Origin of the sequence: Aurantiacibacter spongiae, from assembly GCF_003815535.1 — a bacterium.
GTDB lineage: Bacteria > Pseudomonadota > Alphaproteobacteria > Sphingomonadales > Sphingomonadaceae > Alteraurantiacibacter > Alteraurantiacibacter spongiae.
Genome location: NZ_RPFZ01000001.1, coordinates 441,354 through 458,232, shown reverse-complemented (window position 1 = coordinate 458,232; position 16,879 = coordinate 441,354). Strand labels below are relative to the sequence as shown.

General features: G+C 65.4%; 15 protein-coding genes. 8 read left to right on the top strand and 7 right to left on the bottom strand.

The window, feature by feature from the left end; genetic code table 11:
* Window positions 1-3 precede the first annotated feature (3 nt).
* The 5 genes from EG799_RS02325 (at window position 4) to dnaN (ending at window position 4,575) form a co-directional block, all read left to right on the top strand.
* Window positions 4-846: an LD-carboxypeptidase gene (locus tag EG799_RS02325; protein ID WP_123878199.1), complete on the top strand. Its 843-nt coding sequence runs from the start codon at window positions 4-6 to the stop codon at window positions 844-846.
* Between the two features lie 63 nt (window positions 847-909).
* Window positions 910-1,845, top strand: a complete 936-nt coding sequence (gene fabD, locus EG799_RS02320; RefSeq protein ID WP_123878197.1) for an ACP S-malonyltransferase — start codon at window positions 910-912, stop codon at window positions 1,843-1,845.
* A complete protein-coding gene (locus EG799_RS02315; protein ID WP_123878195.1) occupies window positions 1,845-2,447 on the top strand; it encodes a hypothetical protein in 603 nt (200 codons plus the stop codon). Before fabD ends, EG799_RS02315 begins: the two co-directional genes overlap by 1 nt.
* A gap of 68 nt (window positions 2,448-2,515) precedes the next feature.
* Entirely contained in the window at window positions 2,516-3,268 is a 753-nt protein-coding gene (gene fabG / locus EG799_RS02310; RefSeq protein WP_123878193.1) for a 3-oxoacyl-[acyl-carrier-protein] reductase, read from the top strand.
* 179 nt (window positions 3,269-3,447) lie between these two features.
* Window positions 3,448-4,575, top strand: a complete 1,128-nt coding sequence (gene dnaN / locus EG799_RS02305) for a DNA polymerase III subunit beta (protein ID WP_123878191.1) — start codon at window positions 3,448-3,450, stop codon at window positions 4,573-4,575.
* Between the two features lie 16 nt (window positions 4,576-4,591).
* On the opposite strand, the gene EG799_RS02300 is transcribed toward dnaN, so the two are convergent.
* Window positions 4,592-5,908 (bottom strand): FAD-dependent oxidoreductase, encoded by a 1,317-nt coding sequence (locus EG799_RS02300; RefSeq protein WP_123878189.1) that lies wholly within the window; start codon window positions 5,906-5,908, stop codon window positions 4,592-4,594.
* Window positions 5,909-6,036: 128 nt separating this feature from the next.
* Here EG799_RS02300 and EG799_RS02295 point away from each other — a divergent pair, with 128 nt between their 5' ends.
* The 3 genes from EG799_RS02295 (at window position 6,037) to lepA (ending at window position 13,018) form a co-directional block, all read left to right on the top strand.
* Window positions 6,037-8,814, top strand: a complete 2,778-nt coding sequence (locus EG799_RS02295) for an EAL domain-containing protein (protein ID WP_234028979.1) — start codon at window positions 6,037-6,039, stop codon at window positions 8,812-8,814.
* Window positions 8,815-8,941: 127 nt separating this feature from the next.
* Window positions 8,942-11,149: an EAL domain-containing protein gene (locus EG799_RS02290; protein WP_234028978.1), complete on the top strand. Its 2,208-nt coding sequence runs from the start codon at window positions 8,942-8,944 to the stop codon at window positions 11,147-11,149.
* Between the two features lie 48 nt (window positions 11,150-11,197).
* Complete coding sequence (lepA, locus tag EG799_RS02285) at window positions 11,198-13,018, top strand: translation elongation factor 4 (protein ID WP_123878185.1); 1,821 nt, start codon at window positions 11,198-11,200, stop codon at window positions 13,016-13,018.
* A gap of 15 nt (window positions 13,019-13,033) precedes the next feature.
* Here lepA and EG799_RS02280 read toward each other — a convergent pair whose 3' ends face one another.
* The 6 genes from EG799_RS02280 to EG799_RS02255 all read right to left on the bottom strand — a co-directional run bounded on the left by EG799_RS02280 (window position 13,034) and on the right by EG799_RS02255 (window position 16,603).
* Complete coding sequence (locus tag EG799_RS02280; protein WP_158610996.1) at window positions 13,034-14,056, bottom strand: nucleotidyltransferase family protein; 1,023 nt, start codon at window positions 14,054-14,056, stop codon at window positions 13,034-13,036.
* On the bottom strand, window positions 14,046-15,134 hold the full coding sequence (locus EG799_RS02275) for a hypothetical protein (protein ID WP_123878181.1): 1,089 nt from the start codon (window positions 15,132-15,134) through the stop codon (window positions 14,046-14,048). The genes EG799_RS02280 and EG799_RS02275 overlap by 11 nt, the downstream gene beginning before the upstream one ends.
* Before the next feature lie 94 nt (window positions 15,135-15,228).
* On the bottom strand, window positions 15,229-15,519 hold the full coding sequence (locus EG799_RS02270; protein ID WP_123878179.1) for a hypothetical protein: 291 nt from the start codon (window positions 15,517-15,519) through the stop codon (window positions 15,229-15,231).
* Window positions 15,520-15,681: 162 nt separating this feature from the next.
* Window positions 15,682-15,933, bottom strand: a complete 252-nt coding sequence (locus EG799_RS02265; protein ID WP_123878177.1) for a hypothetical protein — start codon at window positions 15,931-15,933, stop codon at window positions 15,682-15,684.
* Window positions 15,934-16,104: 171 nt separating this feature from the next.
* A complete protein-coding gene (locus EG799_RS02260) occupies window positions 16,105-16,290 on the bottom strand; it encodes a Flp family type IVb pilin (RefSeq protein ID WP_123878176.1) in 186 nt (61 codons plus the stop codon).
* A 127-nt stretch (window positions 16,291-16,417) separates the two neighbouring features.
* Window positions 16,418-16,603: a Flp family type IVb pilin gene (locus EG799_RS02255; RefSeq protein ID WP_123878174.1), complete on the bottom strand. Its 186-nt coding sequence runs from the start codon at window positions 16,601-16,603 to the stop codon at window positions 16,418-16,420.
* Window positions 16,604-16,879 lie beyond the last annotated feature (276 nt).

The following is a 16,879-nucleotide window of genomic DNA, read 5'->3' as shown; positions in this document are numbered from 1 at the left end:
CGCATGACCACCCGCATCGCCATCTGCTGCCCCGGAAAACCGCTTCGCCGCGCCCGGGCGGAGCGTGTCGAGGAGCTGGCGGCGGCGGAGTTCCCCGCCGCAGAGCTCGTCTTCCATCCGCAATGCTTCCTTGAGACCGGTCATTTCGCGGGCGACGATGCGACGCGCCGCGATGCCTTCGTCGATCTCGCCAACGATCCCGCCAACGACGCGGTGTGGTTCGGAATGGGCGGATATGGCGCTTGCCGCATCGCAGCGGAGGCCATGACCCGGCTCGGCGAGGCAGCGCGGGAGAAGGTCTATGTCGGCTATTCCGATGCGGGCACCATGCTCGGCGCGCTCTACCGCCACGGTATCGGCCGCCCCGTCCACGGCCCGCTGCTCGGCGATATCAAGCGCGAGGGCGGCGCGGATGCGATGCGCCGGGTGCTGCGCCTTCTCACCGGCGCGGCGGTGCCGCTAGAGGCCGGCCTGGACGAGCGGCCCGCGGCGGCGTTCAACCTGATGACCCTCGCCATGCTCGTCGGCACCGACCTGATGCCCGACCTCGCCGGGCACGTCGTGCTGGTGGAAGAGGTGGCCGAGCATCTCTACGCGGTGGACCGCCTGTTCTTCCATGTGACCCAGCATCTGTCCGGGGTGGCCGGCCTTCGCCTTGGCCGCATCACCGCCGTGCCGGAAAACGACCGGCCCTTCGGCATGGAAGCGGATGAAATCGCCCGGCACTGGTGCGCGAAAGCGGGCATTCCCTATCTCGGCCGGGCCGATATCGGGCACGATGCGGCCAATGCGCTCGTCCCCTTCGGCAGGGCGTCGGCGGTTGCGGAGGGGGCATCGGAGGCATAGGTCGTAGGGCGACATGCCCTTGCAGCGCCAATCCCGGCGCTCGGGTTGCAACTGGAGATTTTCATGATCGGATTCGTTTTTCCCGGACAGGGCAGCCAGAAAGTCGGCATGGGCACCGAACTCGCCGAAGCCAGCAACGTCGCGCGCGACGTCTTCGCCGAAGTCGACGATGCCCTGTCGCAGAAGCTGGGACAGCTCATGGCAGAGGGGCCCGAATCCGAGCTGACGATGACGACCAACGCCCAGCCCGCCATCATGGCCAATTCGATGGCGGTCGTGCGCGTGCTGGAGGACGGCGGCGTCGACATCGCACAGAAGGGGGAAGCGGTCGCCGGTCACTCGCTGGGCGAATACAGCGCGCTCGCCAGCGTCGGCGCCTTCAGCCTCACCGATACCGCCAAGCTGCTGCGCACGCGCGGCATCGCCATGCAGGACGCGGTCCCCATCGGCCTGGGCGCGATGTGCGCGTTGCTCGGAGCCGATCTCGAAAAGGCGCAGGCGCTGGCCGAGGCGGCCGCGGAAGGGCAGGTATGCGAGGTCGCCAATGACAACGATCCCGGCCAGGTCGTGCTCTCCGGCCACATGGAAGCGATCAACCGCGCGGTGGAGATGGCAAAGGAGTTCGGCGTCAAGAAGGCGGTGAAGCTGCCGGTTTCCGCCCCCTTCCACTGCACGCTGATGCAGCCCGCCGCCCAGCGCATGCAATTCGCGCTGAACGATACGCCGCCCAACGCCTTCCGCCTGCCGGTCTATGCCAATGTCACGGCAAGGGCCGTGACCGATGCCGCGACGGAGAAGGATCTGCTGATCCAGCAGATCACCGGCCGCGTGCGCTGGCGCGAGAGCGTGCTGGAGATGCACCAGGCCGGCATCGACCACTTCGTCGAACTGGGCGGCAAGGTGCTTGGTCCGATGATCCGCAAGATCGTGCCCGAAGTGACCGTCACCAGCGTCGTCGGCATGGAGGACATCGAAACGCTCGCCAAGGACATCGGGTAATGCGCGGGGCCGCGCTTGCCGGCGTGACGCTGCTGGCGATGGCCATGCCCCCCGCGAGCGCACCCGTGGCGGCGCAGGGCAAGGCGCTGGGCTGCATGGCCGGCGCCTATACCGGGGAACAGGACGCCCGCCTCGACGCGTTGGCGGACGAGGCAGGCTTCGCGGGCGAGAGCGACGAGGCCGACGGCGAACTGGCCGGCATCGTGATGCAGGCGGTCGAATCGTGCGTCGACGGAAACGGCTGGACGCAGGAGGAGGCGATGTACGCCGCCTTCTACGAACTGGGCCGCGTGAGCGAGGCCGCCTACCGCAATTCGGGCGAACTGAGCGAGGCGCAGCTCGGCAATGTCGACGAGGCGCTGGCCAAGGGTGACCGTTCCCGCCTGTGGGGCATCATCGAGCGCGGCCTGATGAACGGCATGGCGTCGGGCGACGGCAATTCCGGCATTTCGGGCGGGGACGCGATGACGCTTGGCGCCTTCGTTACCGGCACCGGCATCGGTTCGGACGAGGCGACGGCGGAAAAGGTCGGCGTGCTGCTGGGCTTCATGGCGTTGCAACGGCTGGGCCGCCGGGAATTCCAGGGATTGCAGGGCGAGTGAGTTGACGCCCCTGTCCGCCCCGCGCAACAGCGGGCCGGTTCTGCGATAACACGAAAAGGATGCGCATGATGTTCGACCTTTCCGGAATGACCGCGCTGGTGACGGGTGCCAGCGGCGGCATCGGCTCCTCCATCGCCAGAGCGCTGGCGGGGCAGGGCGCGCGGCTGGCCCTGTCCGGTTCCAACCCGGGCAAGCTGCGTTCCTTTCGCGAGGAACTGATCGAGGAGGTCGGCGGCGACCATGTGGAAATCACCTGCGACCTGTCGAACACCACGCAGGTCGAGGAACTGGTGCCCGCCGCGATCGATACGCTGGGCGGGCTCGATATCCTCGTCAACAATGCCGGCATCACCCGCGACAACCTGCTGATGCGGATGAAGGACGAGGAGTGGGACGATGTCATCAAGGTCAATCTCGAGGCGGCCTTCCGCCTGATGCGCGCCAGCGCGCGGCCGATGATGAAGGCCCGCTTCGGTCGCGTCATCAACATCACCAGCGTAGTGGGCGCCACCGGCAATCCCGGACAGATGAACTACACCGCCGCGAAGGCCGGCCTCGTCGGCATGTCGCGCTCGATGGCTCAGGAACTCGCCGCGCGCGGGATCACCGTGAACTGCGTCGCTCCGGGCTTCATTCGTTCCGCCATGACGCACGATCTCGACGATCGGCAGAAGGACACCATCAACGCCCGCATCCCGATGGGCCGCATGGGCGATGGCGACGATATCGGCGCGGCGGTGACCTACCTTGCATCGAAGGAAGCGGGCTACGTGACCGGGCAGGTGCTTCACGTGAACGGCGGCATGGCGATGCTGGGGTAGGGGCGGGCGGCGCCCTCGCCGGTTTTTCCTAACTTTTCCCCAAGGAATCGGGCTGTGCCCTTCCGAATCCTTGCCCGCAAGCCGCCCCTTGCTAAGGGTGATCGGGCAATTGACCGGCGCCGGCGGGCGATTCCGGGGGTTCCCGGTCCGCTGCGGCGCGCGAAAGGGGAAGATTTGCCATGAAGGCCACCATCGAACGCGCCAAGCTGCTGCGTTGCCTGTCCCACGTTCAGTCGGTGGTGGAGCGCCGCAACACCATCCCCATCCTTTCCAACGTCCTGATCGAGGCGGACGAGAGCGGGCGGATCAAGGTGATGGCGACCGATCTCGATCTGCAGGTCGTGGAAAGCCTCGAAGCAAACACGGTCGGGGATGCGGGCGCCATCACCGTATCGGCGCACCTGTTGTTCGACATTGCCCGCAAGCTCCCCGATGGCAGCGAGATCGCTCTCGAAACGAGCGAGAACCGCATGGTGGTCAAGGCCGGTCGCAGTCGCTTCCAATTGCCGACCCTGCCGCGCGATGATTTCCCGGTGATCGTCGAAGGCGATCTGCCGACGAGTTTCGAACTGCCGGCCGCGACGCTCGCCGAACTGATCGACCGCACCCGCTTCGCCATCTCCACCGAGGAAACGCGCTACTATCTGAACGGCATCTTCCTGCACGTGGCGGAAGACGACAAGCCGGTGCTGAAGGCCGCGGCGACCGACGGGCATCGCCTCGCCCGCTTCACGCTCGACCGGCCCGCGGGGGCCGACGGAATGCCCGACGTGATCGTGCCGCGAAAGGCGGTGGGGGAACTGCGCAAGCTGCTGGAAGAAGCGATGGAGGGCAATGTCGCCATCGACCTGTCGCCCTCCAAGATCCGCTTCACGCTTGGCGGGGAGGGCGGCGTCGTCCTCACCAGCAAGCTGATCGACGGAACCTTTCCCGATTACAGCCGCGTCATCCCGACGGGCAACGACAAGTTGCTGAAGGTCGATCCCAAGACCTTCTTCGCCGGCGTGGACCGCGTGGCGACCATTGCCACGGAAAAGACGCGCGCGGTCAAGATGGGGCTGGATAGCGACAGGGTGACGCTGACCGTCACCAGCCCCGACAACGGCAACGCGACCGAGGAAGTGCCCGGCGAATACAGCGCCGAAGCGCTGGAGATCGGCTTCAACGCCAGCTATCTGAAGGACATCCTTCACCAGATCGACAGCGATACGGTGGAACTCCACTTCGCCGACGCGGGCGCGCCAACGCTGATCCGCAAGGATGAATCCAGCCCGGCGCTCTACGTGCTGATGCCGATGCGGGTGTGACGCGAAAGGCGCGTATCTAGTCGCGCGCCCGGATCATCGCCTCGATATCGACGAACTTCTCGCGCGGGGCGCCCTCGCGCGCGGCGGCCTCCTCCGCTTCCTCGATCCGCTTCCAGTCGCGGAAGGTCACGATGTCGAGACCGCGTTCGGCTGCCAGCGCATCGAAGCCTTCGCGCCCCTTGCGACGGGCCGGACCGAATGCGCCTGCCTCCATGTCCTCGGCGATCTTGTCGACCAGCGCATATCCGTCCGGGCGGTTGGTGCCGATGGTGCCCGACGGTCCGCGCCGGGCCCAGCCGACGCAGTAGAGGCCGGGCAGGATGCGTCCGTCCTCGTTGGCAAAGCGGCCCTGCCGCTCGTCGAACGGAACACCCGGTATCGGCGCGGTGCGATAGCCGATGCAGGTAACGGCGAGTTGCGCCGGAATGCGCTTGGTCTGCCCTGTTCCGATGGCTCGCCCCTTCTCGATGACGGTGCGTTCGACCTCGATCGCCTCGATCCGGTTCTCGCCTTCGAACGCCTTCGGCTGGGCGAAGAAGGCGAACTCGATAACGATACGCTTTTGCGCGCGAACGTGTTCGGCAATGTCGGCGAACTGGCGGACGAGAGCGACCGACTTGCGCAGACCGGGTTCGAGCAGCGCATCCTCCTCGTCTGCCGGGAGGTCTGCCGGATCGACCCGAGGAACGGCACGCTCCAGCTCCCCCAGCTCGCCCAGTTCCTTGGGCGTCATGCTGATCTGGTGCGGCCCGCGCCGCCCGAGGATCACGATGCGCTTGATCCGCGAGGCCTTCAGCGCGTCCCAGGCATGTCCGACGATGTCGCTTCCCTCGAACTCGCGCGTGGTCTTGGCGAGAATGCGCGCGACGTCGAGGGCGACGTTGCCCATTCCGATCACCACCGCGGTATCGCCCGAGAGATCGGGGTCGAGGCCGGCGAATTGCGGATGGCCGTTGTACCAGCCCACGAAGGCCGCGCTGCCGAACACGTTGGCGAGATCGCTTCCGGGGATATCGAGCGACCTGTCCTTCGGCGCGCCGGTTGCGAGGACCACCGCGTCGTAAAGCTCGCGCAACTCCTCGATCGAGATATCCTTCCCGATGGTGAGATTGCCGACGAAGCGGACATTGTCCGTCAGCGCCACTTTCTCGTATCGGCGAGCGACACCCTTGATCGACTGGTGATCGGGCGCGACGCCGGTGCGGATCAGGCCATAGGGGACGGGAAGCGTATCGAAAATGTCGATGCGCACGTCGTTAGCGAACGCCTTTTGCGCCGCTTCCGCCGTGTAATAGCCTGCCGGCCCTGATCCGATGATGGCAATGTGTCGCACAGGCTCGCTCCCCTCCTGGCTCTGGGTTGTAGAGAAATGCGGGGTCGCGGCAACATGCCTGTCCCATATTACGGCGAACGGCTTGGCGATTAACGGTTTTTCAAACGCGATTGGGGCATGGGCGGATCATGAAGGCGGCCCGTGACACACCCACCGGAGAAGTGGACCAGTCGACACGTATCCGCGCGCCTTCCGGCGATGCCGACCCGCCGCGCGAGGTGCCCGGCGGTGCCTCCCCGCCCGGTGACATGGCCGCATCGCCACGGGTCCGCGCGAAGCGGCCGCTGCGTGCCGACAGGCGACAGAAGCAACGCCGCGATTCCGCCGGCGAGCGATCTCTCGAACCGGACGATGCGCCCTTCGTGAAGGGGCAGTGGTTCCCGGCGCGCTGGCCGTATCTGATCCTGGCGATGCTCGCGTCGATCGGGGCCGCCCTGGCGGTCGCGACAAGAGCTCCGTCATGGCCGACCGTGGCGATGTTCGTCCTGTCGATCGGAGGCGTTTCGTGCCTGCGCCGGGTTCACGACGAAGCGATGGACCGCACGGCCCTGGGCAAGAGCATGGCCACGGCGCTCGCGATCGTCCTGCCGTTGTTCCTGTTCGGCGTCGCCATGACGCGCTGGGCGCACCGGGCCGGGCTGGAGTGGGACATCGCCCTGGCGGCGATGGTCTGCGTGTCGGGTCTCGCGGCGGTCTATCTGCGCCGCCAGCCGGGGGTCATGTTCGCCGCCTTCATCGCCATCTGGAGCGCGGCCGGCATTTCGCACGCATCGCTTGTCGGGATCGTCGCGATGCTTGTCGGGCTGATTGCCGCCGTGCTGGTCAGCCGGGAGGAACTGGCGCAGGAAGAGCGCGAGAATGCCTGGCGCGACGCCCAGGAACGCATCCGCACCCGCGCGCAGGACATTCTCGCCGATTACGAGGAAACGGGACAAGGCTGGTTCTGGGAAACCGACCGTCGCTCGCAACTGACCTATGTTTCGCCGGCGGTTGCCGATGCCATCGGGGCGGCACAAGACGAGACGATCGGCAGGCCGCTGACGGCGCTGTTCGACATGGGCGATACGGGCCGCGAGGGGGAGCGCACGCTGATGTTCCACCTGTCCGCCCGCTCCGCCTTCTCCGAACTGGCGGTGCGCGCCGCCATCGCCGACGAGGAACGCTGGTGGTCGGTCTCGGGTCGGCCGATCTATGACCGGTTCGACAATTTCGTCGGTTTCCGCGGGTCGGGCACCGATCTCACCGAACGCAAGCGCAGCCAGGAAAACGCCAGCCGGCTGGCGCATTACGATTCGCTCACCGGCCTCGCCAACCGTTTCCACATGTCACGCAGCCTCGAAACCATCCTCGGGGCGCCACAGGAAGCCAATCGTGCGTGCGCGGTGATGCTGCTGGATCTCGACCGGTTCAAGCAGGTCAACGATACGCTGGGCCACCCGGTTGGCGACGAACTTCTCAAGCAGGTCGCGCAGCGACTCGAACGCGCGGTGGCCAAGCGCGGGCAGGTCGGCCGACTCGGCGGGGACGAATTCAAGGTCATCGTGCCCACCCGCGTGGGACGCAAGGTTCTGGCGGAACTGGGCCAGGAGATCATCCACTCCCTGTCGCAGCCCTATTCGATCGACGGCAACCGCGTGACCATCGGCGCGAGCGTCGGCATCGCCCTGTCGCCCGATCACGGCACCACGAGCGAGGAACTGATCCGCAACGCCGACCTCGCCCTTTACGCGGCAAAGGACGGCGGGCGCGGGCGATACCATTTCTACGCCACCGACCTGCACGCCGATGCCGAGGCGCGAGCCGAGATGGAAGGCGATCTGCGCGACGCCATCGCCAAGGGTGAATTGCAACTGTTCTATCAACCCGTGGTCGCCAGCGCGAGCGAGCAGATCGCCGGGTTCGAGGCGCTGATGCGCTGGCATCATCCGGTAAAGGGGTGGATCCCGCCGAACCTGTTCATCGAAAGCGCCGAAGAAACTGGCCTGATCCAGCAGATGGGCGACTGGGCGTTGCGGCAGGCCTGCGAAGATGTCGCCAACTGGCCCGAAAGCGTGCGCGTGGCGGTGAACGTATCGCCCATCCAGTTTTCGAACCCGCAATTGCCGGCCATCGTCACCGGCGCCGTATCGCGCGCGGGGATCGATCCATCGCGGCTGGAGCTGGAAATTACCGAGAGCGTGTTCCTGAACGACGATGCGGGCACCGACGCGATGTTCGCAGCGCTGAAGGGCATCGGCGTGCGTCTGGCGCTCGACGATTTCGGTACCGGATATTCCTCGCTCGGCTATCTGAAGAAGGCGCCGTTCGACAAGATCAAGATCGACCAGAGCTTCGTGCGCGGGGCGACGGAGGAGGGCAGCCGCAACCGCGCCATCATCGCCTCGATCACCAGCCTGGCCCATGCCCTGGGCATGGATACGACGGCGGAGGGCGTGGAGACGCTGGACGAGCTGGATCTGGTGCGGATGCACGGATGCAGTCACGTGCAGGGCTTCATCTACGAACGACCGCTGAGTTTCGACAAGGCCAGCGAGTTGCTTTCCTCGGGTCTCGCCGCCGTGGCGCGCGGACCACAATCCTCGCGGGCGCCGCGCAACACGATGCTGCGCAAGGTGGTGCTCGACCACCAGGGGCAACTCTACAACGGCACCATCCGCAACCTTTCCGTCACCGGCGCGCTGATCGAAGGGCTTTGGAACGTGCCCAAGGGGACCATCTTCAAAGTCCATATCTCCCAGGAACATGCCGTTACCTGCACGGCCCGCTGGAGCGAGGACGATCGGATGGGCGTGGAGTTCGCTGTTCCCCTGTCGCGGGACCACAAGGGCGGCATCGCCGCGATCCAGCTTCCGGCCGCCCTCCAGGCACAGGCGCAAAACGTGGAGCCGGCCCGCGCGCAGGCATGAGCGCGAGAGGGGAGTCTTTAGGGTTTGGTAAGGCTGTATCGTTAGGAAATCGCTGGAATTGGCCCGCCGCCCCGGCGCGCCGGCCCGGCGGTGAAGGACGACGGTAAACCCCATGGACGTTCGCGGCATGTTCAGGACATTCGGCGCGCAGCGCACCGATCCGGTTCGCGTGCCCGATGCGGAGGCGACCGCGGCCGGGCTTACGTCGCTGTCCGACAGCGAGCGGCTGTCGATCATCGACAGTTTCGAGCAATCCGGCACCGTCTGGCTGTGGGCGACCGATCCCCACAACCGCCTCATTTATCTCTCCCCTTCCGCCATTGCCTGTTTCGGCGAGGACCGCCGTGTGATCGGCGAACAGATCGGCACGCTCGTGGAGACGCGGCCAGACGAGGATTCCGAAGGACAGACTCGGCCGTTTTCCTTCCTCATCAGCGCGCGCACGAAGTTTTCCGATCTGCGGGTTCGCCTCATCGGCGCCGGGGGCAAGGATGTGTGGTGGGCGCTTTCGGGCAAGCCTGCCTATGACGGCGAACAGAACTTCCTGGGCTATCGAGGAAGCGTGAAGGACATCACGGCTTCCTACGAAGAGCAGGTCACGTCCTCGCGCCTTGCCGAATACGATTCGCTCACCGGTCTTTCCAACCGCCACCGTATGAGCAAGCGGCTGGCCGCGACGCTCAACGCATACCGGGTGGAACAGCGATCCTGCGCGATCATGATGCTGGATCTCGACCGCTTCAAGCAGGTCAACGACACGCTCGGCCACCCGGCGGGCGATGAGCTGCTGCGACAGGTTTCGCAGCGGCTCGAGCGCGTGGTGCCCGAGGGAACCGAGATCGGCCGGCTGGGCGGCGACGAATTCCAGCTGATCCTGCCCGATGTCGACGACCGCGGGAAGCTGGGCGATATCGCCCTGCGCACCATTCAGATGATTTCCCAGCCCTATTCGATCGAAGGGTCGCGGGCGATCATCGGAACGTCGGTGGGGATCGCCGTCGCCCCGTATGACGGGATCGAGCCGGACGAACTGGTGAAGGCGGCGGACCTTGCCCTGTATGCGGCGAAGGGCGGCGGCAGGGGCCAGTACCGCTTCTATTCGAACGACCTCAAGGATTCGGCGCAGGACCGGCGGGAAATCGAGGAGGAGCTGCGCGACGCGCTCGCCCGCGGTGATCTGGAAATGCATTACCAGCCCTGCGTCGATGCGAAGACCTACAAGGTTCGCGGATTCGAGGCGCTGATGCGCTGGAACCACCCGGAACGCGGCTATATCAGCCCGGCAACCTTCATCCCCATCGCCGAAGACAGCAACCTCATCGTCGCCATCGGCGAATGGGCGATGAAGCAGGCGTGCCGGGATGCGGCCGAATGGCCCGATACCATAGGTGTCGCCGTCAACGTATCGGCGCAGCAGTTCAGTTCGGACGAGCTGCCCCGCACGGTGTCGAACGCGCTCGCCGCGTCCGGTCTCGATCCCGCGCGGCTCGAACTCGAGGTGACCGAGAGCGTGTTCATGGGCGACACCTACGCGGTCGAGAAGATGTTCGGCGAACTCAAGAAGATCGGCGTGCGTCTGGCGCTGGACGATTTCGGCACCGGCTATTCCTCGCTCGGCTATCTGAAAAAGGCGCCGTTCGACAAGATCAAGATCGACCAGAGCTTCGTGCGCGGCTGTACCGAGGACAGCAATTCCAACGCCGCGATCATAACCGCCATCGTCAGCCTCGCCCAGGCGACCGGCATGGACACGACCGCCGAGGGGGTGGAAGCGATGGACGAGCTCAAGCTGGTCGCGAACCTCGGCGCGAAGCTCGTCCAGGGCTTCATCTTCTCGCGCGCGGTGCCGCAGGCCACGCTGATGGAAAAGCTGCAGGACGGCAATTTCACCTACGAACCCGTCGGTCCGTCCAAGCACCGGTCGGAGCGCCGTTCCGTGTTCCGGCGCATCGGCGTCATCCACGAGGATCATCACTACGAGGCGCTGCTGCGCAACCTTTCGCGCACCGGGGCGATGATCGAGGGACTGCTGGACGTTCCCGTCGGCACCGACCTCGTTCTCGATCTGGGGCAGGGGCAGCTCGTCGTCGGCCAGGTGCGCCGTTCGCAGGATGCGACGCAGGGACTGTCGTTCGAGACTCCGCTGGTCAGCGACGGCGCGGACGGCCTGTGCACGCGCCACCGCATTTCGCCTTACGCGCTCGCGGCTGCGGGAATGCCGCTGGCCGCGCTGCCGGCGGGCAATTACTCGATCCAGAGCGACCGGCACGGTCCCCAGCGCCCGCCGCGCTTCATGCAGGTCGATGTCACCTCCAGCTCGCAGCGGGCCAATTGAGCCGCTAATCCTGCTGACAGGGGCAATCCGGCCCGCTAATGGCGGCGCATGAGTACCGACCTGTCGCTGATCCGCAATTTCAGCATCATCGCCCATATCGACCATGGCAAATCCACGCTGGCCGATCGCCTGATCCAGGTATGCGGCGGGCTGACCGACCGCGAGATGAGCGAGCAGGTGCTCGACAACATGGATATCGAGCGCGAGCGGGGGATCACGATCAAGGCGCAGACGGTGCGCCTGAGCTATACCGCGAAGGACGGCAAGACCTACGAGCTGAACCTGATGGATACGCCCGGCCATGTCGATTTCGCCTACGAGGTCAGCCGCTCCCTCGCCGCTTGCGAGGGCGCGCTGCTGGTGGTGGACGCGGCGCAGGGCGTGGAGGCGCAGACGCTGGCCAACGTCTATCAGTCGATCGAACACGATCACGAAATCGTGCCGGTCATCAACAAGATCGACCTTCCCGCCGCCGAACCCGACAAGGTCAAGGCAGAGATCGAGGACATCATCGGTCTCGATGCGTCGGACGCCGTGCTGACCAGTGCCAAGTCGGGCATCGGCGTGGAGGACGTGCTGGAAGCGCTCGTGAAGCGCATCCCGCCGCCCACGGGAGATCGGGACGCGCCGTTGAAGGCCATGCTGGTGGATAGCTGGTACGATCCGTACCTCGGTGTCGTCATCCTGGTGCGGGTGATGGACGGGTGGTTGAAGAAGGGGCTGGAGGTGCGCTTCATGCAGGGCGGCACGCAGCACCTGGTGGACCGGGTGGGCTGCTTTCGCCCCAAGCGCAGCGATCTGGACGAGATCGGGCCGGGCGAGATCGGCTTCATCACGGCGCAGATCAAGGAGGTCGAGCAAGCGCGTGTCGGCGATACCATCACCACGGCGAGGAACGGCGCGCCCGCCCCGCTGAAAGGGTACAAGGAGGTGCAGCCGGTGGTGTTCTGCGGACTGTTCCCGGTCGATGCCGCCGATTTCGAGAAACTGCGCGAATCCATCGGCAAGCTCCGTCTGAACGATGCCAGCTTCAGCTACGAGATGGAATCGAGCGCCGCGCTGGGCTTCGGCTTTCGTGCCGGTTTCCTCGGCCTCCTGCACCTGGAGATCATTCAGGAACGGCTGAGCCGGGAATACGATCTGGACCTTATCACCACGGCCCCCAGCGTCGTTTACCGGGTCCATCTCGGCCACACGAAGAACGAGGTTGCGACGACGATCGACATCCACAATCCCGCCGACTGGCCCGACGTGAACCGCATAGAGATGATCGAGGAGCCGTGGATCAAGGCGACGATCTACACGCCTGACGAATATCTCGGCCCGATCCTGAAACTGTGCCAGGACAGGCGGGGGATCCAGACGAACCTGACCTATGTCGGCGGACGCGCGCAGGTCAGCTACGAATTGCCGCTGAACGAGGTCGTGTTCGACTTCTACGACCGGCTGAAGAGCATCAGCCGCGGTTACGCCAGCTTCGATTACGAGCAGATCGGCCTGCGCGAGGGCGATCTCGTCAAGATGAACATCCTGGTCAACAACGAACCGGTCGATGCGCTCTCGCTGATCGTCCACCGCTCCGTTGCCGAGGAACGCGGGCGCGGCATGTGCGAGAGGCTGAAGGACCTGATTCCGCGACACCTGTTCAAGATCCCGATCCAGGCGGCCATCGGCGGCAAGATCATCGCCCGCGAGACCATTGCCGCCCTGCGCAAGGACGTGACCGCGAAGTGTTATGGCGGCGACATCACGCGCAAGAAGAAGCTGCTGGAAAAACAGAAGAAGGGCAAGGCCCGGATGCGCGAATACGGCAACGTCTCCATTCCGCAGGAAGCGTTCATCGCGGCGCTCAGGATGGGCGAGGAATAGCGCGCCGCCGCGTCGTCAGGCCTTGTTGGGCTTCTGGGCGGCGAACATCCGGCGCACATATTGCGCCCGTTTGCGCGGTGGCAATCCGCGCTGTGCCCGCGCCACCGCCCCGACGGGCGGATCCACGAGCAGCGAGATCGCCGTCAGCGGCACCCGCGACAGCGGACGCTCCATTTGCCAGAGGCGTCGGCGAGATTGCAGCCGCGCGACCGGCCCGGGGGCGCACCCTGCGGGAAGGGGCACGCCGAACAGGTCGCGCAACGTCAGCAACTGGCAATCGAGTGCGCGGCGTGCGGTCGTGCCGGGGAACAGCCTCGCCAGCGCCGCGTAGTCGAGCGCACCGGTTTCGGTCACGACGGTCCGAAGGTCGAGCAGGTGTCGCAGATCGACCAGTCCGCGCCAGTAATCGCGTTCCTGTATCTGGTCATGTCCGATGACGAGCGCGGCTTGCAGCAGCGGCAGGGGAAGGCGGACGACGCCAGCGCCCAGCTGCCTTTCGGTGCTGAGCGTTTCGAAGTCGGCGTAACGCTGTCGCCCGCCCAGCGAGCGAACGCGGCAATGAAGGTCGATCCCCCCGGCATCGCGCTCCCGGTAGAATGTCGCCTCCCCACCGGCGGAATTGAGCACGCAATAGCCTAAGTCCTGCAAGGCCCCACGGGCATCGTCCCCGGCGTTGTCCGCGATCAGCAGGTCGAGATCGCAGAACAGCCGGCCGGCGACCGGCTGGGCGGCCTCCGCGAGGCCGGCGGCCCCCTTGAACAGCAGGGGTACGATGCCGCGGGCGTGAAGGGCGGCAACCGCCTCTTCGAGCTGCGCCCGCATCATCGTGTTGCGGGCGAGCGTTCGCGATCCGATGACCCCTAGGAACTGCCTCACGTCTCTCGGAATGCGACTGTCGCCGTCGAACAGCGCGGCGAGGGCGGGGGTGACGAGAAGTCGGTTCGCCAACGGCAGGAGTGCGGGCCAATCGTCGTCGGCCGGTCGTTCGCCCGCCAGGGCGGCGCACAGCAGCAGCAATCTTCCGCCGCTATCGGACAAGGCGTTCGGCCAGCAGGTCGGCCGCGTCGCTGGCGTCGGAATAGGTCAGGTCAGCCACGTCGCCCTTCTGCAACAGGGCGATCATGGCGTCCATGTCTTCCACCGAAGCACGTCCCGAAGACGAGCGGGAATCCGCGCACAACCTGCGAAGGAAGTCCTGCTTGCGGCCAGCCCGCAATGCAGCGGCCCCTTCGTGTCGGCGCTGGATTGCGACAAAGACGCAACGTTCGATTTCAGGCGGCGCGCTGTATCCGGGCAGGGGAAGGTATCCGACCTCGACACCGTCCTGCCGGGTGGTTCGGTGCATGGCGATGGCAGGGCCAGCGTCATCGCCGAAGCGATCCCAGCTTCCCTCCTTCAGCGTCGGGGGGAGGGGCAGGGGGCGGATTACGCCCTGCGCGGTGTCGATCAGCGCGATATCGTCCCCCGCGAGGCGCATTTCCCTTCGCGCGGCGCACATTGCAAGCGTCGATTTACCCGCGCCCGGTTCGCCCAGCAGCAGGACGAGCGTGTTTCCCATTATGAGCGAGGCGCAATGCAGTGCGATCGATGAACTGGTCGCGAGCACCGCCTCGACGACCCGGAAGCGAAAGGCCGCCGGCAACAGATCGGCGGGAACGAGCCTGCCTGGAAGCCCGGTAACGGTGACGATTCCGAGTTTCCTCCATGGCGCGGCGACGGCGCGAAGCGGGGCGCCTGCTGATCGAGGCAGATGCGACCAGGCGGAAAACCATGCGCTGCAATCCGGCGAAGCTTCGAGGCTTATCGCGCTCCGATCGAACGGGAGGATCGAACGCAGCGCCCGGCCGGGATGCGCGCCGCGCGTTTCCATCTTGATAGACAGCAAACCCTTATCCGAAAGATCGCACAGGAAGGCATCGAGCCACCCGGTGCCGTTTCGCATGCCGGTATCGAACTTGTCATACAGTCCGGCAAGAGGTTGTGGCTCGACCAGATCCGCCACGACGGCGGCGGCGCTGCCGTCCAGATCGTAGATTTCCTGCCGTTCTTCGGAGAACAGCGCGGCCGATCCCTCGAGCGCGAATGGCAGGGAAGTTTGCGACAGGCCTATCGACACGGTCTGGTCGATGCCGTCGCCCGGTGCAGACGATTCCCGCTCGTCGCCCGCGTCGAGGTCTGATGCCGGGTGCAGGACTGTTAACGCGAGATGACTACTTTACCCGTCCACGCCCCGGATTGCCAGGAGAGCTTCCGGGGCCGTCATTCATCGGAGGGTTGCCCGGGGGCGCGGGGTCGATCCCGTTACCGACACCGTTATTGCCCTTCGTGCCATGACCCTTGCCGTTGTTGCCCCCGCCGGATTTGGCGATGGCCGGAGAGGAGAGCGAGGTCGACAGCAGGATCGTCATGGCAGGTGGAACGGTCGCCGAATACTTGCCGCAAGCCGCGAGGAAAGAGCGTCGATCGCTCCTGAGGCCAGTCCGGGATTCTTCGCTTTCCATGATAGCTGCTCCGTTCGGTTCGAGCCAGTTTCGCCGTCGGGAACCGCGCCGTCAATTCGGCAATCGGTACGATGCGTTAACCCTGTTTGATAGGCGCGAGTGATCCTTAAGACTTAAACGACGCTGCGCACGGACGCGCGAAAAGGGGGTCTGACAGGAGGCCTAGTGGCCGCCTGTCTTGCCGCCGTCGGCGCCCTTCTTCCCCCCGTCGGCACCCTTCGCGCCGATGTCGGCGCCGCCCTTGATACCGGTATCGCCGCCGCCCGACTTGGCGATGGCTGGCGAGGACAGGGAGGTCGAAAGCAGCGCCGTCATCACCGGAGGCACCGTGGCGGAATATTTGCCGCAGGCAGCAAGAAACGCGCGACGATCGCTCTTGAGGTTTGCGATCTCGCCGGAAATTCGATCGGTCATTGTTCTGGTTCCACTTCGAGCCCGGTGATCCTGCGAAACCCATCGCGGGTCAATTCGCAAGATCACGCAGGACTTCGAAGCTATACCAAATAGTCGCCATCGCGGCCGTGAGCGGGACTTTCCTAAGCCTAAAGATTGGCCGGCCGGCAAGCCGCAATATCGTGTGGCGACCTACTGATTCGTCTGGTTGGCGGTCTGCAGTTCGGTGTCGACATTGTTGAACGTGGCCGACAATTCGTTGCCCAGCGATTGCAGGGCGGTAATCGCGGCAACGGCGATCAGGGCGGCGATCAGGCCGTATTCGATGGCGGTCGCGCCCTGCTCGTCTCGAGCGAGGTCGTGAAAGATGGCGAACATGACTGTGCTTCCTTCGCTGTGATCGGGACGATCCCCCGGGGACCGATGACGCCTGCATCACCCGGTGCTGGTGAATTCGCTCCTGAGAAAACTGGTTAACGCCCGCGTGATCGCGTCAGCGCGCCGTTCAGTTGTTCGCCGCTTCGCTGTACTTGTCGCCGACGCCTTCATATTGCGTCTCCACCTTGTCGCCGAGTGACATCATCACGCCGGCCAGGGCTACAGCGATGAGGGCGGCGATCAGGCCGTACTCGATAGCGGTTGCGCCCGTCTCGTCGTGCCAGATCGCGCTTGTTGGTCTTGCCGTTATCATTCGCAGTCTCCCTCGAATGGCGCGAGCCTAGGCCGCGAATGGTTAATTCCCGGTATCGAGCGCGGGCCGTCCGGTTTCCGTCATTCGCATGAACGGCGCATTGTTTCAAAAATGTCACAGCATTTGTCGACGTGAGGCCGCCGGGTGATCGACGATTGTGCAGTGCGTCGTGTTTGTGCTTTTGGCGCAATCAGAAAGGTGGGGCCGGACGACAGGCACGGCCATCGCACGACACGCGACACGTCGGGCGCCCGCCCTTTCGGCAAGTTTGCCCTC